This is a genomic window from Streptomyces sp. WY228, from assembly GCF_019287315.1.
In the GTDB taxonomy this organism is placed as follows: domain Bacteria; phylum Actinomycetota; class Actinomycetes; order Streptomycetales; family Streptomycetaceae; genus Streptomyces; species Streptomyces caviscabies.
The window spans coordinates 3136113-3154042 of record NZ_CP079114.1; the positions used below are offsets into that span (position 1 = coordinate 3136113).

General features: G+C 69.4%; 18 protein-coding genes. 15 read left to right on the plus strand and 3 right to left on the minus strand.

Annotation, left to right across the window (positions count from 1 at the left end):
• The first annotated feature begins 86 nt into the window (after positions 1-86).
• The 5 genes from KV381_RS13525 to KV381_RS13545 all read left to right on the plus strand — a co-directional run bounded on the left by KV381_RS13525 (position 87) and on the right by KV381_RS13545 (position 3905).
• Positions 87-1469 carry an APC family permease gene (locus KV381_RS13525; protein ID WP_030632897.1) on the plus strand — a complete coding sequence of 461 codons (1383 nt, stop codon included), beginning with the start codon at positions 87-89 and terminating at the stop codon, positions 1467-1469.
• 158 nt (positions 1470-1627) lie between these two features.
• Entirely contained in the window at positions 1628-2041 is a 414-nt protein-coding gene (locus tag KV381_RS13530) for a hypothetical protein (protein ID WP_030632896.1), read from the plus strand.
• The gene (locus tag KV381_RS13535; RefSeq protein WP_030632893.1) at positions 2038-2847 is read left to right on the plus strand and encodes a helix-turn-helix domain-containing protein; all 810 of its coding nucleotides are present in this window, start codon (positions 2038-2040) and stop codon (positions 2845-2847) included. The genes KV381_RS13530 and KV381_RS13535 overlap by 4 nt, the downstream gene beginning before the upstream one ends.
• Before the next feature lie 38 nt (positions 2848-2885).
• Entirely contained in the window at positions 2886-3359 is a 474-nt protein-coding gene (locus KV381_RS13540) for a roadblock/LC7 domain-containing protein (RefSeq protein ID WP_030086115.1), read from the plus strand.
• Between the two features lie 171 nt (positions 3360-3530).
• Positions 3531-3905: a hypothetical protein gene (locus tag KV381_RS13545; RefSeq protein WP_218785283.1), complete on the plus strand. Its 375-nt coding sequence runs from the start codon at positions 3531-3533 to the stop codon at positions 3903-3905.
• 35 nt (positions 3906-3940) lie between these two features.
• Here the strand turns inward: KV381_RS13545 and KV381_RS13550 are convergent, their stop codons facing one another.
• Together KV381_RS13550 and KV381_RS13555 are read right to left on the minus strand one after the other, a co-directional pair.
• Positions 3941-4480 carry a hypothetical protein gene (locus KV381_RS13550; RefSeq protein ID WP_030632891.1) on the minus strand — a complete coding sequence of 180 codons (540 nt, stop codon included), beginning with the start codon at positions 4478-4480 and terminating at the stop codon, positions 3941-3943.
• Between the two features lie 138 nt (positions 4481-4618).
• The gene (locus KV381_RS13555; protein WP_030632889.1) at positions 4619-5464 is read right to left on the minus strand and encodes a MurR/RpiR family transcriptional regulator; all 846 of its coding nucleotides are present in this window, start codon (positions 5462-5464) and stop codon (positions 4619-4621) included.
• Positions 5465-6007: 543 nt separating this feature from the next.
• Here KV381_RS13555 and KV381_RS13560 point away from each other — a divergent pair.
• From KV381_RS13560 to KV381_RS13595, 9 genes are all read left to right on the plus strand, one after another.
• Positions 6008-6421 (plus strand): hypothetical protein, encoded by a 414-nt coding sequence (locus tag KV381_RS13560; RefSeq protein WP_230543585.1) that lies wholly within the window; start codon positions 6008-6010, stop codon positions 6419-6421.
• A 263-nt stretch (positions 6422-6684) separates the two neighbouring features.
• Entirely contained in the window at positions 6685-7401 is a 717-nt protein-coding gene (locus tag KV381_RS36460; RefSeq protein WP_063751861.1) for a hypothetical protein, read from the plus strand.
• A complete protein-coding gene (locus tag KV381_RS13565) occupies positions 7398-8705 on the plus strand; it encodes a peptidoglycan-binding domain-containing protein (RefSeq protein WP_256995062.1) in 1308 nt (435 codons plus the stop codon). The genes KV381_RS36460 and KV381_RS13565 overlap by 4 nt, the downstream gene beginning before the upstream one ends.
• Positions 8702-9421, plus strand: coding sequence for an ABC transporter ATP-binding protein (locus KV381_RS13570; RefSeq protein ID WP_006125092.1), 720 nt, complete (start codon positions 8702-8704; stop codon positions 9419-9421). Before KV381_RS13565 ends, KV381_RS13570 begins: the two co-directional genes overlap by 4 nt.
• Positions 9415-10686 (plus strand): ABC transporter permease, encoded by a 1272-nt coding sequence (locus KV381_RS13575; RefSeq protein ID WP_193463042.1) that lies wholly within the window; start codon positions 9415-9417, stop codon positions 10684-10686. The genes KV381_RS13570 and KV381_RS13575 overlap by 7 nt, the downstream gene beginning before the upstream one ends.
• Before the next feature lie 68 nt (positions 10687-10754).
• The gene (locus KV381_RS13580) at positions 10755-13115 is read left to right on the plus strand and encodes a glycoside hydrolase domain-containing protein (RefSeq protein ID WP_193463043.1); all 2361 of its coding nucleotides are present in this window, start codon (positions 10755-10757) and stop codon (positions 13113-13115) included.
• Positions 13116-13130: 15 nt separating this feature from the next.
• Positions 13131-13574, plus strand: coding sequence for a hypothetical protein (locus KV381_RS13585; protein WP_030086133.1), 444 nt, complete (start codon positions 13131-13133; stop codon positions 13572-13574).
• Positions 13567-14265: a hypothetical protein gene (locus KV381_RS13590; protein WP_030086135.1), complete on the plus strand. Its 699-nt coding sequence runs from the start codon at positions 13567-13569 to the stop codon at positions 14263-14265. Before KV381_RS13585 ends, KV381_RS13590 begins: the two co-directional genes overlap by 8 nt.
• A 103-nt stretch (positions 14266-14368) precedes the next feature.
• A complete protein-coding gene (locus KV381_RS13595; protein WP_030086137.1) occupies positions 14369-14785 on the plus strand; it encodes a hypothetical protein in 417 nt (138 codons plus the stop codon).
• Between the two features lie 464 nt (positions 14786-15249).
• Here KV381_RS13595 and KV381_RS13600 read toward each other — a convergent pair whose 3' ends face one another.
• Entirely contained in the window at positions 15250-16656 is a 1407-nt protein-coding gene (locus KV381_RS13600) for a cystathionine beta-synthase (RefSeq protein ID WP_030632887.1), read from the minus strand.
• Between the two features lie 159 nt (positions 16657-16815).
• On the opposite strand from KV381_RS13600, the gene KV381_RS13605 reads away from it, so the two are divergent.
• Complete coding sequence (locus KV381_RS13605) at positions 16816-17817, plus strand: SGNH/GDSL hydrolase family protein (protein ID WP_030086142.1); 1002 nt, start codon at positions 16816-16818, stop codon at positions 17815-17817.
• Positions 17818-17930 lie beyond the last annotated feature (113 nt).

A 17930-nucleotide genomic window follows, 5' to 3' on the forward strand; every position in this document is an offset into this window, starting at 1 on the left:
TGAATAGTCGTAGTCAACAGGTGCGCTCCGCGCCGCGTCAGGGAAGGCGTGTTCCCGACCACCCGGCGGCCGTCCCGGAGGCAGCGATGAGTACACCCGGCACCCCCACGACCGGCGATCCCGAGAGCCCCGGAGGCTCGCCGCCCCTCAAGCGCGCGCTCGGCCCCAAACTGCTGATCCTCTTCGTCGTCGGCGACATCCTGGGCACCGGCATCTACGCCACCACCGGCGATGTGGCGGGCAAGGTCGGCGGCGCGCTCTGGCTGCCCTTCGCGATCGGCTTCGTCGTCGCCCTGCTGACGGCGGCCTCGTACGTGGAGCTGGTCGGCAAGTACCCGAAGGCGGCCGGGGCCGCGCTCTACACCCAGAAGGCGTTCAAGGTCCCCTTCCTGACCTTCGTCGTCGCCTTCATGGTCATGTGCTCGGGCCTCTCCTCGGCGAGCGCGGCGGCACGGGCGTTCAGCGGCGACTACCTGGGCGAGTTCACCGACGCGGTGCCGCCGACCCTGATCGCGATCCTGTTCGTCCTCGCCCTGGCCGCGATCAATCTGCGCGGGGTCGCCGAGTCGGTGAAGGCGAACGTGGTCCTGACGCTGGTGGAGGTCACCGGACTCGCGGTGATCCTCGCGATCGGCGCGTACGCCGTGCTCGGCGGCGAGGGCGAGCCCTCGCGGCTGACCCAGATCGAGACCGGCGGCACCGGGTACGCCCTGCTCACCGGGGTGCTCGGCGCCACCGCGCTGGGCTTCTTCGCGTTCGTGGGCTTCGAGGACTCGGTCAACATGGCGGAGGAGACCAAGAACCCGGCCCGCAACTTCCCCCGCGCCATCTTCATCGGCGTGGGCATCACCGGAACCATCTACGTCCTGGTCGCCCTGGTCTCCTCACTCCTGGTCGACTCCCGCACCCTGGCGGGCTCCAGCGGACCGCTGCTGGAGGTGGTGAAGGCCGGCGGCGTCGATTTCCCGCCGAAACTCTTCGCGCTGATCGCCCTGTTCGCCGTCACCAACTCGGCGCTGATCAACATCATGATGGCCTCGCGGCTCTGCTACGGCATGGCCAACGAACGCATCCTGCCGCCCGCGATGGGCAAGGTGCTGGCGGGCCGGCGCACCCCCTGGGTCGGGATCGTCTTCGTCTCCGTCCTGGCGATCGGCCTGGTCTCCACCGGCGAGATCGAGGGGCTCGGCGACACCACCTCGTTCCTGCTGCTCTGCGTCTTCGCCGTGGTCAACATCGCCGTGCTGGTCCTGCGCAAGGACCGGGTGGACCACCGCCACTTCCGTACGCCCACGGCGCTTCCGGTGCTCGGCGCGCTCACCTCGCTGATCCTGGCGAGCCCGCTCGCCGACCGGGGCTCCGACGTGTACGTACGGGCCGGAATCCTGCTGCTGATCGGCATCGGGCTGTGGGCGCTCAACAGGGCGGTGATGACGGCCCGCGAGAAGTCGGCCGCCCCGGACGCCTGACGGGCCGCCACCCGCCGCCCCCACCACCGCATTCCGGCCGACCCTTTACACCGTCGGACGCATGTACCAAAGGAAAATGCCAGAACCTCCACCAGCCGTGAGCACGTTGCGTAGCCTCTGCGTTACAGCCGTACGCCACGTCGGGAGGGGAGATCCGCGTGCCCGGAATCGACGAGTGCCTGCTCGAAGTCATGAGGCTGCCCGGCGCCCGGGGCGCCTCGGTGGTCGACTGGACGAGCGGTCTCGCCCTCGGCACCATCGGGGAGTCCCCCAACGGCGACCACGAGGCGACCGCCGCCGAGACGGCGGAGGTCGCCCGTATGACCGCCGAGCAGCCCGCCTTCGCCCACCTCGCCGCGGAAGCGGAGGGCGGGCGGCCGGCGGACGCGCCGAACACCCCCGTCGAGGACGTCATCGTCACCACCCACGACGGCTACCACATGCTCCGGTTCGTCGAGACGGCTTTCGACAGCAGCGTCTTCCTCCATCTGTGGCTGGACCGCTCCGAGGGCAATCTCGCGCTCGCCCGGCTGCGGCTGGGCGAGCTGGCCGAGCGGCTGGTGCTGGCATGAGCGCGATAGCCGCCGACCCCGACGCCCCCGCCACCGACCGGCTCGCGGTGCTCTCGCCGATGCTCCGGCGGCTCGCCGACGAGCGGGCCACCGGCGCCCTGATGCGCGACCGCGGCACGCTCTACCTCGCCGACGGCCAGGTGGTCCACGCCGAGAGCCCCGCCACCCCCGGCATCGACGTCCTGCTCACCACCGGCGGAACCCTGCGGCACGAGGGCTGGTGGGACGCCGTGGCACAGGCCGGGGCGGGCCGCCGGGTCGGCCGCTATCTCGTCGACAGCGGCCATGTGCCGGGCGGCGCACTGGAGTTGTGCCATCTGGGCGCGCTGTACGACGCCGCGTTCTTCGCCCTCGCGCCGACCGGGACACCCGCCCGCTTCCGTTACGGGGTGGCGCACTGGATCGGTCCGGTGCGGCCCGTCCCGGTGGCCGCCGTGGAGCGCGAGACGCTGCGCAGACGGGAGTTCCTGGACCGGATCTGGCCCGATCCGGCCTGCGACGGCGCCCCGCTGCTGCGGAGTGCGGCGCACCCGTCCGACGCCCCGGTCCCGGCCCGGCAGCGCCGGATCCTGGAGCTGGCCGACGGGGTCCGTACGGCCTCGGACATCGCGCTGGCGCTGGGCCGCTCCGCGTTCCACATCCTGGTCGACCTGCGACGACTGGCGGCGGCCGGCCTGGTGGAGGCGGTCCGCTCCCAGCCCCTGCCGGCCACTGCCCCTTCCGGCCGGATCACGCTTCCCGAGGTGACGGCCGACCCCGATATCGCCCTGCTGCGCCGGCTCCGAGACGCATTGGAGGCCCTGTGATACGCGCGCTCAGACAGCGTGCCGGGAGGAGACAGCTGATGGTGCCCGAGGCCGAAGTGCGTGAAGTCCTCGACGAGCTCCAGCGGTTACGGGCCCGGGTCCCGCTGCTCTCCGGGGCGCTGGCCGCCTCCACCGACGGTCTGGTCCTGGCCCACGACACCCCGGGCGTCGAGGCGGAGGGCGTCGCCGCCCTCACCGCCGCCGCCCTCGGCGTCTCCATCCGGATGACCGATGCCACCGGCCGGGGCGGCTTCCGCGAACTGCTCGTCCGCGGCGGCGACGGCTACATCGCCACCTACGCCGCGGGCTCCTCCGCCGTCCTGACCCTGCTGGCCGAGGACCGCATCAACGTCGGCCGGCTCCATCTGGAGGGCCGCCGCGCGGGCGCCCGGATCGGCGAACTCGTCGACGCCGCGCTGGAACGCGTCGAGCGCCCCGCCACCGCCGCCCGCGCCGCACCCCCGCGCCCCGCCACCGCCCCCGGCCGCGCCCTGCCGCAACGCCCCACGTAACGCACCTTCGCGCAGCGGTCGCCCGATTCCCCCCACCCGTACCGCCACAACCACCGGGACTCAGCCATCACGCAGAAGCCCGAGCACCAGCCCGCACGGAAGCCGGCCCAGCGGTCGGCACAGAAACGGACCCGGTCACCGCGACCGGCCAGGGAAAGGAAACGAGCCTCCATGGCGAACACCGAAGCGTCACTGAAGGAAGCGATGAGCTCGATCGAGGGCGCCACGGGTGTCGCCCTCGTCGACTACACGAGCGGAATGGCCCTGGGAACGCTGGGCGGCGGCAAGGACTTCAACCTGGAGGTCGCCGCCGCGGGCAACACCGATGTGGTCCGCGCCAAGCTCCGCACCATGGAGCACCTGGGCATCAAGGACGAGATCGAGGACATCCTGATCACGCTCGGCACCCAGTACCACCTGATCCGGCTGCTCAAGACCCGTGGCAGCAACGGTCTGTTCCTCTACCTGGTGCTGGACGCGAGCCGGGCGAACCTGGCGATGGCCCGCCACCAGCTGAAGAAGATCGAGGCGGACCTGGAGGTCTGACCCCGCCAGGTCCCTCCCCGGCCCCGCTCAGCTCCTCACCGGCGGCGACGCCGCGCCCCGCCCGGCGCGGCGTCCCCCGCCTCCGGCCCCGTCGTCCGGTACGCCTTCACCCGCTTGCCGGCCGGGCTCCCGTGTCCGGTCCAGTCGGTGCGCACCCAGTACAGGACGTCCTCGCGGCGCTCGCGCTGCCCGATGCGTACGGCCTTGGCCCAGAGCCCGGCCCCCGCACCGGCGAGCAGCAGCCCGCCTGCCCCCGGCAGCGCGAACGAGGACGCCACCGCGACGACGAACGCCCCCAGCAGCCACCACCTGCGCCCGCGCCGCCACACCCGTACGGTCACGGCCCGGTCCTGGAGGAAGTCGTTCCGCCCGGCGCGCGAGGCGCTCCGGGCCAGCTCCGCGTACCGCTTGCCGCGCGCCAGGGCCACGACGGCCGCGGTGACGATGAAGAGCGCCGCCCCGGCCAGCAGCCCGATCCGCCGCCCGGTCAGCCCCGGAACGAACGCCCCCGCCGCCGCTGCCACCAGGCCCGGCCACCACAACGGCGCCGCCCCGGCCCGTACGGTCACGGCCACTCTCGCCAGCGACTGTCCTCCGCGCCCCACGTCCGTACCCCTTCTCTCGCTCCCCGTCCGCCGGTCCTGGTGCCGGCCGTTCCGGGCGCGGAGATTAGCGGCCGCAGATGAAGGTGGCCTGAGAATCCGCGGCAGCGGTCACTCCACGAACAGACCGCGTGCCGCCGCCCGTACGTCGAACTCCTCCAACCGCGCCTGGGCGTCGGGCAGTCCGTCGCACATCGCCTCCAGCAGCACCCGGCCGAGCAGCATCGGCGCACAGACGGTGTCGAAGGAGAGCCCGGAGCCGATCGCCGCCGGGAGCAGCAGATCGCTGTGCTTGGCGACGGGCGCGAAGGCCGAGTCGGCGACCGTCACCACGGTCAGCCCCTGATCCTGGGCGTACGCGAGCGCGTCCACGGTCTCCTTGGGGTGGCGCGGCAGCGCGAAGCACATCAGGGCGGTGGCCCCGGCCCGGCGGGCGGAGTCGATCCGGTCGGCCAGCATGCTGCCGCCCTCGTCGAGCACCCGGACGTCGGGGTGCACCTTGGCGGCGAAGTAGCCGAAACCGCGCGCCTGCGAGGAGGCGGCGCGCAGCCCGAGCACCGGCAGGGGCCGGGAGGCGGCGAGCAGCCGGCCGGCCCGCTCCACGGGCGCGGGGTCGGCGAGCACGGCACAGAGGTGCTGGAGGTTCTCGATCTCGGCGCGGACGGCCTGTTGGTACTCGTTGTACGTCTCCCCCGCGTCCTCCTGCTCCGCGTCGGCGGGCGCGACCTCGCGCAGATGCCTGCGCAGCGCCGGATAGCCGTCGAAGCCGAGGGCCACGGCGAAGCGGGTGACGGAGGGCTGGCTGACCCCGGCCAGCTCGGCCAGCTCGACGCTGGAGAGGAACGGCGCGTCGGCGGCCCGGCGGACCATGCAGTGCGCGATGCGCCGCTGGGTGGGTGTGAGCCGGTGGCCCTCGAAGAGCCGCTGCAACCGTGCGGCGGGGCTGCTCCCGCTCATGGTGTCCCCTTGCTGAGTCGATCGCGCCCGACCGGCGCCGATCATTCTATTCAGCCAGGAAGGTTGCTGTATGTCCATATGCAAGAGCTGAGCCCCCACGAGAAGACCTGAGCGCCGGGCCACCCATCACAGGCGGATGCCGAATCGTTACCCCTCGAAACCCGAGGCCGACTGCGCACCCCAAATGAGCCCATAGATCACCCAACGGAACCTCACACCCCAAAAGCTCAGTACATCTGCGATCTACCGCATCTCCCATTTTGCCGATCACCCGCATTGTCCGCAATGAGGACATCCACCTCTTTGTCCCTGGGGGGTTGCCCTCCCATGTCGTAACGATTACAAAACTTTCACAGAACACCGACAGGCTGGATGTGTCTTGAAAATATTTTGGACTTTGTGTGTACTGACACCCGCATCAGACCGGGGATGAATTCACCCTAAAACTGGGCCCGCCGTTTCGGAACGATTAAGCCGAAACGCGTCCGACCCCATAAGGAAAATCACATGCACAATCTGAAGAAGACCGCTGCTGTCGTCGCTATGACCGCAGCGCTCGGCGCCGGCATGGCGACACCGGCTTCGGCCGCCAGTGGCGATTACAACAACTACTGGTTCGGCTGCAACTACGACTCGTCCAACACGTTCAAGTTCCGCATCTTCTACAACTCGAACCTCGGCGGCGACTACCGGAACATCGGTTATGCGGTGTACGACTTCGCCTCGGTCCAGGATGGGACGGGAAACAGCCCGCTCAAGTACTGCGGGTTCAGGAGCAGCGGTAGCGGACAGAACGTGAAGAACAACGCCGCGTCCGCCCGGAACTCCCACTCCAGCTATACCGGAGTGCTGTACTACAACAGCGGGTACAAGGGCGCTGCCGACTACATCTGGGGCACGGTGAACCAGCTCGACGCCACGTACAACGAGAACGCCTCGTTCAACTGGAAGAGCTGAACAGGCCAGGTGCCCGCACCGTTGGGCGGGCACCTTCCTCACACCCCGCCATCACCTGAAAACGGAAACCTCGCATGCCGCCCCGCTTCACACCTCGCCCTTCAGGGATCGCATCTGCCGCTCTTGCCGCGACGGTGGCGGTTCTGACGCTTTCCGGATGTTCCTCTCCGCCTAAAAGCGAGATCAAGGAATCCTCGTCCGGGTCCGCATCCCCGGAAAGTTGGTCCCTCCCTCTTCAGGCATACATGCCGACGATTGAGGAAATGAGCCAGCTCGCACAGGCGAAAAAGATTCTGATCAGCGACTGCATGGAAGGGCTGGGGCTCGCGTGGACCCCTGCTCCCGACCTCCCCAGGGTCGGGCCGAAAACGCTGACCGACTGGCGTTACGGAATCCATGACGAGGGCTTGGCGGCAGCTCGCGGATACAAGGTGGACGCCGCGGAGCAGGAAGCCTACGACGCAGCGGTGGAGAAGGGCGCCGTCGACGGCTCGACGGCAAACAGCATGGACGCACGTGCGCTGGAGGGCCGTATCGAGAAGGTGAATGGCAGAGAGGTCCCCGCCGACGGGTGTGTCGGCGCGGCGAACAAGCGGATAGACGCGGACGCGGTACAGGCTCGCACCGCCCTCGACCTTGCCAACGCGGCCTTCGTCACATCGCAGCAAGAAGCCGAAGTGGTTCAGGCGTTCGCGGACTGGTCGGCATGCATGAAGCGCGACGGGTACGACTACAAGGAGCCTCTCAACGCGAGCGATGACCCCAAGTTCGCCAGTGATAAGCCGAGTTCGCAGGAGATCGCCACCGCCACCTCCGATATCGCCTGCCGCAAGCGGACCGATGTGGCGCGGATCTGGTTCCAAGCCGAGTCGAGGCTGCAGAAGCAGGCTATCGAGGACCACGCCGAGGACCTGTCGGCGGAGCGGAAGAAGATCGACTCCGCGGTGCGGACGGCCTCAGAGATCGTCACGGGCACGTGAGTGACACAGCGGTGGAAGAACACCGCCCGCACGGTCGCGCCGACGCGCGACGGCACCGCGACCGGCCGAACCGCCGCCGTCGGTTCCTGGTTCTCGTCATAGTCGGCTCAACGGTGCTGACGGGGGCCGGGGTGGTCACCGCCACGTTCGTCAAGTCTCCGGCCCAGGCGGCCGCGGACACGCGCCCGCCGGCCCCCAGTGTCCTGACAGCCCCTGTCCAGAAGAAGGTTCTCTCCGACACCGTCATCACGCGAGGCAAGGTCGCCGCCTCGCAACGGATCGACGTCTCGGGCGAAGGAGTGGGCGAGAAGAGCTCGGGCAGGTCCGTGGTGACGAAGGCAGCGGTGCGGACGGGCCGGCCGCTCCGCATGGGGCAGCTGCTCCTGGAGATCTCCGGGCGCCCCGTCTTTGTTCTCAGGGGAGAGGTCCCCGCTTACCGGGACCTCGGGCCCGGCAGCACCGGGCAGGACGTCTCCCAGCTGCAACAGGCTCTCGCCGGACTCGGCTACGGGTCGGGGAACGATCGTGCCGGGACATTCGGGCCCGGGACGGAGGCGGCAGTCACCCGTTTCTACCGGGCTCACGGCCACGTCCCGGTACCGGGACAGCCCGACCCGCTCGCATCACCGCAGAACCCTGCCGGCAAGGACGAGGCGGAGGAACGCGGAGTCGGCGACGAGGCCCGGCCGGCGACACCGACGGTCACGGTCCCGATGGCGGAGATCGTGTACGTCCGCGCTGAACCCGCCTTTGTCGATCAGGCGCACGCGGAGGTGGGCGACGACGCACGAGGCGAGCTGATCTCCATCTCGGCGGGAAAACCGATCGTCGAGGGCTCGGTGAGGCCCGACCTCAAGCGTCTGGTGAAACCGGGGATGAAGGTCTCCATCGCCTCCGAGGTGACGGGGTCCCGCGCGGCTGGAGAGGTCGAGTACGTCGCCGCGAAGCCGACCGAGCCGGAGAAGGGCTCCGAACAGGCCGCCGACGGCTCCTACGCGATCAAGGTCAAGCCGACGACGACGCTGCCCGCTGACCTGGTGGGCGAGGACGTCCGGCTGACCATCACCGCCGCGTCGTCGAAGAAACCCGTCCTGGCCGTTCCCACGGCCGCGGTATCCGCGGGCGAGGACGGGCACACCACGGTGACGGTGCTGCGGGGGCGGAGAGAAGTGCGCACGCGTGTGAACACCGGTATGGCCGCCGACGGGTACGTGGAGGTCTCGCCGGCCGGGGGCTCGCGCCTCGCCGTCGGTGATCGCGTCATCGTCGGAACGGACGAGCGGCGGCCGGTGACCGGCTCATGAGCGTCGTGCCCACCGGCCGCCCTCCTGTCATCGAGCTGGACGGCCTCGGCCTCACCTACCCCGGCCCGCCCCCGGTCGCGGCGCTGCACCCCTGTGATCTGCGGGTGGAGCAGGGCGAATTCGTCACCATCGTCGGGCCGTCGGGCTCGGGCAAGTCGACCCTGCTGAACGTGCTGGGCCTGCTCGACGACCCCACTCAGGGCACGTACCGGCTCCAGGGCGAGGACACCTCCTCGGCGAACGACAGCCGCAAAGCAGCCCTGCGCGGCAGGCACATCGGTTTCGTCTTCCAGTCGTTCCATCTCCTGCCCCACCGCACGGCCCAGGAGAACGTCGAGCTGGCGATGCTCTATCAGCGGAAGCCTCGGCGGATACGGCGCCGGAAGGCGGCGGAGGTGCTCACGCGCGTCGGCCTGGCACACCGGGCCCAGGCTCTCCCCACCCAGCTCTCCGGTGGCGAGCGCCAGCGGGTGGCCATCTCCCGGGCCCTGGTGTCCGAGCCGTCGCTCCTGCTGTGCGACGAACCGACGGGCAACCTCGACAGTGAGACCGCGGCGTCCATCCTCGGTCTGCTCGATCAGCTGCACCACGACGGGATGACCATTCTGGTCATCACCCATGACAAGCAGGTCGCCGACCGAGGGCAGCGGATCCTCACCATCCGCGACGGGGTTCTCTTCGAAACGGCACCTGTCGAAGGCGGAGCACTGTGCTGAGCCGACGCCGTCGCCACGCCCGCAGGGGAGCCGCCGACCGCGCAGCCGTTCCGGAGCGTTCACGGTTCGCCGTACGCGACCTCCTGTCGGAGGCGGTGGCCGGCGTCGTCCAGCGTCCCGCACGCTCGGTGCTGACCTCGTTGGGGACCGTACTGGGAGTCGGAGCGTTCATCTCCGTGCTCGGTCTCACCGGTTCCGCCGCCTCGCAGATCGACGCGCGGTTCAATCGGCTGACCGCGACCGAGGTCACCGTGGAGGACACGGGCGGCAACGACGCCGACCGCGTCCCGCTGGCCTTCCCCGACGATGCGGACAGCGCCATGGGCCGGGTGAACGGCGTCGAGGCCGCCGGTGTCCATTGGAGGGTCCGGCTCGCCCCCGGGGAGTCGGTTCGGTCCACTCCCGCCGAAGGGGCGAACGGTTCCGTCTCCCGGACCTCGGTCGTCGCGGCCTCCCCGGGTGTGCTGTCGGCCGCCCGGCCCCACTTCGTCCAGGGCCGCGGCTACGACAGGTTTCACGAATCCCGCAACCAGACAGTGGCGGTGATCGGTTCCGCGACGGCCTCCCGCCTGGGCATCACGACGCTCCGCACCCAGCCGGCGGTCTTCATCGGCGACACCGCGTTCACGGTGATCGGCGTCTTCGACGACGTCGAACGCAAACCGGACCTGCTTCTTTCGATCATCGTCCCCCGAACGACCGCGGAGAAGATCTGGGGGCCTCCGCGGGACGAACGCGCGAAGATGCTCATATCGACGCGTCTCGGAGCGGCCACCCAGGTCGCCGACCAGGCTGCCGTTGCTCTTCGCCCCGACCATCCCGAGTACCTCCGCGCCATCCCGCCCCCGGCCCCGAAGGCCCTCCGGGATGACGTCGGCAGCGACTTGGGGCAGTTGTTCCTCCTGTTGTCGATCGTCTGCCTCTTCGTCGGGGCGGTCGGCATCGCCAACACCACACTCATCGCCGTCATGGAACGCACGGGCGAGATCGGCCTCAGGCGCTCCCTGGGTGCCCGCGCACGACACATCACCTGGCAGTTCCTGACCGAGTCCGCGGCCCTCGGCCTGTTCGGCGGGATGGCGGGAACGTCGCTCGGCACGCTGGTCGTCGTCGGCGTCTGCCTCCACAACGAGTGGACGCCTGTCATCGACCTCACGGCCCTCGCTTCCGCACCCGCCATCGGGCTTCTCACGGGCCTGCTGGCAGGGCTGTACCCGTCCTGGCGCGCGAGCCGCATCCAGCCCGTCGAGGCACTGCGGCGCTGAACCCATCCCCGTCGACGGCCGAACGAGGCAGTCGACCCGTCCCTGCACCCCTACGAGAGGTACCGACCATGGCAGACCAGCAAGTTCTCAGAGCACAGCAGTGGGTGAACTCCAAGTACGGCAGCGTGTCCGGTTACGTTCGTTGCCCGGAGAACGGCAATACCGGCTGGGGGACCATGAACTCCCTGGTCATGGCCCTTCAGCACGAGCTCGGCATCAGCCCGGTCGTGGCGTCGTTCGGGCCCACCACCTCCACCAAGTTCGACGCGCTCGGAGGTATCGGTTTCGAGTGGGACAAGAACCGCAACATCGTCGCCATCCTTCAGTACGGCCTGTGGTGCAAGGGCTACTGGGCCGTGGAGCCGGAGAGCGAGGGCTGGTTCACGGGGGTCACCCGTGACGCCGTCGAGAAGCTGCGCAGCAACATGGGCATCGGCGGCGAAGGCGTCATCGACGCGAAGATAGCCAAGGCGCTCCTCAACATGGACGCGTACGTCGTCGTGGCGGGCGGCACCGAGAAGATCCGCGGCATCCAGCAGTGGCTCAACCGCAACTACTGGACGAAGAGCGCCTTCAACGTCGGCCCCTGCGACGGCATCTACTCACGCGACGTCCAGAAGTCGCTGCTCACCGCCCTCCAGTACGAGCTCGGCATCTCCGCCCCCAACGGCAACTTCGGGCCGGGCACCCAGGCGGCGTTGCGGAACGTCACGCTGAAGGAGGGCGACTCCGGCACGCTCGTCAGCCTCTTCACCGCCGCCTGCGTCTTCAACGAGCCGGTCCCTATCGGTGTCGCGGGAGTCCGGACCACTTTCAAGTCCACCTACGACGCCAAGACCACCGAGTACGTCAAGCTCTTCCAGGAGTTCTCCTACCTCTTCGAATCGGGCCGCGAATCGGGCAAGGGCGACTACACGACCTGGGCCCAGCTTCTGGTCTCCATGGGAGACCCCGACCGCAAGGTCACCGCGTCGGACACCCGCTTCGTGATCGACGCGCCCCGCGCCAAGTGGCTCTACGACAACGACTACCGCATCGTGGGCCGTTACCTGTACAACCCCGACCCGAACTACGAGAAGGAGATCCTGCCCGGCGAGCTGGAGACCATCCTCGGAAACAAGCTGGGTGTCTTCCCGATCTTCCAGATACACGGGCGCGACGCGACCGACTACAGCTATCCGAAGGGCTATCAGCATGCCCTGATGGCACACGAGAAGGCTGACGGTTTCGGTTTCAACCGGGGGACGGTGATCTACTTCGCCGTCGATTACGACGCCACTCAGGAGGAGATCGACGAGTACATCATTCCCTACTACCAGGGTGTCGCCTCCGGCCTCGCCGGCAAGGGAAAGAAGTACGTGCACGGCGTCTACGGCTCACGAAACGTGTGCATCAACGCCACCAACAGGACATACGCCCGGTACTCGTTCGTCTCCGGCATGTCCTGGGGGTTCTCCGGGAACCTCGGTTTTCCGCTCCCGTCCAACTGGTCGTTCAACCAGATCAAGGAAACCTCGCGTATCCCGATCAGCGGCAGCGACCCCATCGACCTCGACAGCGACGCCTGGCGGCCGAATTCCGACCCCGGGACCTTCTCCCTCAACCGGGACGCCTCGCCGGCTTCCGACTTCATCAGCCTCATCTCGCGCCTCTACGATGCGGCGGTGGACTACAAGGCGTCACACGGCTCCGACCGGGACGCGTCCAAGCTCGTCATGGAGTTCATGCGGCACAAGAGCTACGGCGGTGTCCAGTGGCAGTCCCTGATCGGGGACTACGACCACGGGTTCGTCTCGTACGCCTCGCAGAAGGGCCTCTCCGTGCTCGACGAGTTCACCGATCCGGTGTCCGGATACCGGATCGGTGCCGAGCACCTGATGGCCACTGCGGACGGCCACTACGTCGTCGCGCAGCCGGAGAACAAGAAGAGCGTCAACGTGGGCGACATCACCGGCTGGGGCGGTGACTTCATGACGTTCTACACCGACTGGCGCAACTCCGAGGAGCAGTACGCCTCAGGAAAGGCCTTCTGCAACGCCAAGCTCGCCAAGCCCGGAGTGTCGTCGTCCTTCGGGTTCACCGACCTCATCGAAGACGCGGACGGTTACCTCATCGCACGTGCGGTGCGCGGTGGTCAGGACATCGCCACGGCCGTTCGTCAGCGGTACAGCAACAACGGCAGCGCGCTCAAGCGATTCACCGACTATTTCCAGAACCGCTGGGGATCCGTGGAGAACTGCAAGCAGGCCGCGTGGAATGTGCTGACCAAGGAAGAGCCGTTCTTCGACCTGGCGCGCGGGTACTTCATCACGCTCGAAGGCGCCCTGTATCCCGGCGTTCTCATCAACACACCCGGCGGATCGGACAAACTGGACAGTTTCACCCAGGGATTCGCGGATGCCATCCTGGCACGAGTCGGTGCCGAGTAGCGGGAAGAGTCATCCATGGGAATCTCATTCGTCGGGGCAGTACAGCTGTGGATCCCCACTGTCCTCCTGAGCGCGGTCATCGCCCTTCTGGTACGGCGTCGTCAGCGCACGCCGGGACTCATGCAGCCGCCCACCATGGCGGCGCTGGGGGTCATCGCGTTTCTCAACGCGGCCACCGCCTGGATTCTCGGCTTCTCCCGTGCCGGACTCGACCTCAGGGAGTCGTGCGAGCGACGGAGCGGGTTTCCCTTCGACGAGAAGTGGCACGACACGCACTACATGGAATCGCAGGGGCTTTTTCCGTTGCATGCGAAATGCAGCGCGAGCGTGGATCTCGTCCCCTCGTGGGTGAATCCCACCGTGATAGTTCTCTCGGTTCTTTCCGCTGCTTTTCTGTGCACGGCCGTCTGCCTCGGCGTGCGCACATTCCTCCAGAGAAGGAAGAAAGTTCATGTCTGACATCGACACCACACCCCCTACTCGACGCCGCGTCCTCACCATCGGTACGGCCGTCGCCGCCGGAAGCATGTTGTGGGCCCCGAGCGCGGCCGCGGCCGTGCGGCGAGGGCCGGAACCCGCCGAACCCGCCGAACCCACCGCATGGACAGCTCGCCGGAGCGCCAACGGGTGGCCGGTGCTGGACAGAGCGCCCGGCTACCGCGTCGAGGGCGCCGGAAAGCTGAGCGTCCACCTGGCCGACAGCGACGTCGCGACCGTGCTGCTCCACGTGGTGCGCCGCTACTGCTACGAGGTCGAGATGCTCGACCCGCTGGATGTGGCGGGACACAGCGCCGACCGCACGGTGGAGGCCGACCTGGAAAGCAATCAGCTGTCCGGCACCGCCCTCACCATCAAGTCGACGCACTATCCGCTGGGCGCTCCGGCCGGCAATGGGATGAGCGAAGCGCAGATCACGGTTGTCCAGGACATTCTTGCCGACTGCCAGGGCGTCGTGGCCTGGGGAGGCGAGATGACCCCGCTCAAGCAGTCGCACTTCCAGATCGATGTCCCGCCGCACGATTCGCGTCTGCGCAGCCTGGTGGCGCGCATCAACGGCTGGGACGAACGCCCGGGCCAGGGAGCCGGGAGTATCGACGCATTCCAGCCGACCCGCATCGCGCGGGCCCGGAAGGCCCGCATCGCGCGCTGAGCACGCACGCAGGCCATCGGCCCCGCTCTGGTGGGGCTATCCCCAAGAAACTCGGGGACTAGCCCCACTGTCACGGGGGCCCGGACTCCGTACCCTCATCCGTATGGAAGCCCGTGACCCCGAGATCCAGAAGGAGCTCGCCGCCACCCTCCAGGCCCGCGGCGAGCTGGGCGCGGAGTACGAGTCCGTGCTCATCGAATCGTTCCTGGAGAAGGTCGAGCAGCGTCTCGACACCACGCTCGACCGCAGGGTCCGCCGCCAGCTCGCCGAGCAGCAGATGGCCACCGCCCGAGGCGCGCGTCCGGCGCAGCCGGAGACCTTCGGGGAGCGGTACGCGCTGGGGATCGTCTCGTTGATCCTGGCTGTCCCGCTGTCCGCGATCGGCGTCGTGAACGCCGGGATCGAGGGGCTGGTGGTGGCCTGGCTCGGCATCGTGGGCGTCAACGCGTTCCAGGCGGCGCGGGGCGGGGGGCTGTTCCGCCGCCGGGAGGAGCGGGCCCGGTCCGACTGGAAGGACTGAGCCGCCGCGCGCAACGGGCCCCGATCCGTCCGGGCCCGACCGCGACGCGTCCGGGCTGACCCGGGCCCGTCCGGGCCCCGATCCGTCCGGGCCGATCCGGCAGGCCCGGAACACGACCGCGCGGCCGGACCCACGGGGGAGTCCGGCCGCGCCGACGTCTGCGGAGTATGTCGCGGGGACCGCCGCACCCCCGGTTGCCCGGGGGGCGGGACGACGGCGGTCCCCGCGAGGGACGCGGTCCGGGTCAGGGCCGGATGCTCGCGTCCGGGCGACGGTGGAGGTCCGGGAGCCGCTCCGTAGTCCGGTGTCGCCGTTCTGGGTGCCGGCGGGTTTCCCTGCCGACACCCACCAATGTGCCGGAGCCGTGTTAAGCGGGTGCTGCGCGGACGTGACGCGCTCGTACCGTTTTCGCGAAGCCCGGCCACCGGGCACCGCCGGGGGCTCCCCCGGCGACCCCCGGACCGTCAGGCCTTCGCCGTGCCCGCGTCCTTGGCGAGGAACGCCAGCAGGTCCTGCCTGCTCACGACGCCCTTGGGCTTGCCCTCGACGAGCACGATCGCCGCGTCGGCCCCGCCCGCGCCGCTGAGCACGGCCATCAGGTCCTCGACCGGTTCGCCGGAGCCGACCTGCGGCAGCGGCGCCGACATGTGCTTCTCCAGCGGGTCGGCCAGCGAGGCACGCTGGGTGAACAGCGCGTCCAGCAGCTGCCGTTCCACGACGGAGCCGATGACCTCGGCGGCCATCACGTCCGGGTGGCCGGCGCCCGGCTTCACGATCGGCATCTGGGAGACGCCGTACTCGCGGAGCACCTCGATGGCCTCGCCGACCGTCTCCTCCGGGTGCATGTGGACGAGGGAGGGCATCGGGCCCTCCTTGAAGTCCAGGACCGCGCCGACGTTGGCGGAGGTGCCGGTGTCCTCCAGGAAGCCGTAGTCGGCCATCCACTCGTCGTTGAAGATCTTGCTCAGGTAGCCGCGCCCGCTGTCGGGGAGCAGCACCACGACGACGTCCTCGGGGCCGAGCCGCTTGGCGACCTCCAGGGCGCCGACGACCGCCATGCCGCAGGAGCCGCCGACGAGCAGGCCCTCCTCCTTGGCGAGGCGTCGGGTCATCTGGAAGGAGTCCTTGTCGGACACCGCGACGATCTCGTCCGTGACGTTGCGGTCGTAGGCGCTCGGCCAGAAGTCCTCGCCGACGCCCTCGACCAGATACGGCCGCCCGGAACCGCCGGAGTAGACCGAGCCCTCCGGGTCGGCGCCGATGACCTGGACCGCGCCGTCGCTGATCTCCTTGAGGTAGCGCCCGGTGCCGCTGATCGTGCCGCCGGTGCCGACGCCCGCGACGAAGTGGGTGATCTTCCCCTCCGTCTGCTCCCACAGCTCGGGACCGGTGGTCTCGTAGTGCGAGCGCGGGTTGTTCGGGTTGGAGTACTGGTCGGGCTTCCAGGCGCCCGGCGTCTCGGTGACCAGCCGGTCGGAGACGTTGTAGTACGAGTCCGGGTGCTCGGGGTCAACGGCGGTCGGGCAGACGACGACCTCGGCGCCGTACGCGCGCAGCACGTTGATCTTGTCCGTGGACACCTTGTCCGGGCAGACGAAGATGCACTTGTAGCCCTTCTGCTGGGCGACGATGGCGAGCCCGACGCCCGTGTTGCCACTGGTCGGCTCGACGATCGTGCCGCCGGGCTTCAGCTCCCCGCTCTGCTCGGCCGCCTCGATCATGCGCAGCGCGATGCGGTCCTTCACCGACCCGCCGGGGTTGAAGTACTCGACCTTGGCCAGGACGGTCGCCTGGATACCTGCCGTGACGTTGCGCAGCCTCACCAGCGGGGTGTTGCCGACAAGACTGATCATCGAATCGTGGAATTGCACCGTGTACTCCGGGATCTCCGAGATGGTCCGGCCCAGAGTATGCGTACGGGACGCACTGTGCGTACGGGAAGGAGTACACGGAGCCCCGAGCGGGGCAAGTAGGTACGTGTACGGCTGTACGGCGAGGAGGAGGTGGACCGGACTGTGTCGAGAGCAAGGGTGGCACGGCGGATCGCGGCGGGCGCGGCTTACGGCGGTGGCAGCATCGGGTTGATCGGTGCGGCGGCCGTGGGCGTGTTCCTGGCGGAGGTCCAGCTCGCGAAGAGGCAGGTGGGCGGCGGCACCGCGCCGGTTCCGCCGAGTGCGGACGGGCGGTACGGGGTGGCGTTCGCCGGGCCGAACGACCCGATGCGGCTCGGGATGCTCGGGGATTCGACGGCCGCGGGGCAGGGGGTGCGGCGGGCCGGGCAGACCCCGGGGGCGCTGCTCGCCTCCGGGCTCGCGGCGGTCTCCGAGCGGCCGGTGGATCTGCGGAACGTGGCCCTGCCGGGGGCCAGATCGGACGATCTGGAGCGGCAGGTGTCGCTGCTGCTGGCGGATCCGGCGCGGGTCCCGGACGTCTGCGTGATCATGATCGGGGCGAACGACGTCACCCACCGGATGCCCGCGACCCAGTCGGTGCGCTGTCTGACGACGGCGGTGCGCAGGCTGCGGACGGCCGGTGCGGAGGTGGTCGTCGGGACCTGCCCGGACCTGGGCACGATCGAGCCGGTCTACCAGCCGCTGCGCTGGCTGGCCCGGCGGGTGAGCCGGCAGCTGGCGGCGGCGCAGACGATCGGGGTGGTCGAGCAGGGCGGGCGCACGGTGTCGCTGGGCGACCTGCTGGGCCCGGAGTTCGCGGCGAACCCGCGCGAGCTGTTCGGCCCGGACAACTACCACCCCTCCGCCGAGGGCTATGCCACGGCGGCCATGGCGGTGCTGCCCACGCTGTGCGCGGTGCTGGGCCTGTGGCCGGAGACCGACCGGCTGGACGGGGCGCGGCGCGAGGACATCCTCCCGGTGGCGAAGGCGGCCTCCCAGGCGGCCCGGGAGGCCGGTACGGAGGTCACGGGGGCGCGGGCGCCCTGGGCCCTCCTCAAGCACCGCAGGCGGCGGCGTCTGCCCGCCTCCACGGAGCCCACCCCGCACACCCACCCGGACGCCGCCCACGGGCACGCGTAACGGGTGGCGTCCGACGGCAGGCCGTGCTGAGCAAGCGCTTAGAAAAGAGTTCCGCATCACACGGCCTGCCGGGTGACCCCGGCGATACGTCCGGGTAACTTCCAGAGGAGTTC

Coding starts and splice junctions, on each gene's coding strand:
- KV381_RS13525 (WP_030632897.1), top strand. CDS start 87: ATGAGTACACCCGGCACCCCCACGACCGGCGATCCCGAGAGCCCCGGA.
- KV381_RS13535 (WP_030632893.1), top strand. CDS start 2,038: ATGAGCGCGATAGCCGCCGACCCCGACGCCCCCGCCACCGACCGGCTC.
- KV381_RS13540 (WP_030086115.1), top strand. CDS start 2,886: ATGGTGCCCGAGGCCGAAGTGCGTGAAGTCCTCGACGAGCTCCAGCGG.
- KV381_RS13545 (WP_218785283.1), top strand. CDS start 3,531: ATGGCGAACACCGAAGCGTCACTGAAGGAAGCGATGAGCTCGATCGAG.
- KV381_RS13555 (WP_030632889.1), bottom strand. CDS start 5,464: ATGAGCGGGAGCAGCCCCGCCGCACGGTTGCAGCGGCTCTTCGAGGGC.
- KV381_RS13560 (WP_230543585.1), top strand. CDS start 6,008: ATGACCGCAGCGCTCGGCGCCGGCATGGCGACACCGGCTTCGGCCGCC.
- KV381_RS36460 (WP_063751861.1), top strand. CDS start 6,685: ATGAGCCAGCTCGCACAGGCGAAAAAGATTCTGATCAGCGACTGCATG.
- KV381_RS13570 (WP_006125092.1), top strand. CDS start 8,702: ATGAGCGTCGTGCCCACCGGCCGCCCTCCTGTCATCGAGCTGGACGGC.
- KV381_RS13580 (WP_193463043.1), top strand. CDS start 10,755: ATGGCAGACCAGCAAGTTCTCAGAGCACAGCAGTGGGTGAACTCCAAG.
- KV381_RS13585 (WP_030086133.1), top strand. CDS start 13,131: ATGGGAATCTCATTCGTCGGGGCAGTACAGCTGTGGATCCCCACTGTC.
- KV381_RS13590 (WP_030086135.1), top strand. CDS start 13,567: ATGTCTGACATCGACACCACACCCCCTACTCGACGCCGCGTCCTCACC.
- KV381_RS13595 (WP_030086137.1), top strand. CDS start 14,369: ATGGAAGCCCGTGACCCCGAGATCCAGAAGGAGCTCGCCGCCACCCTC.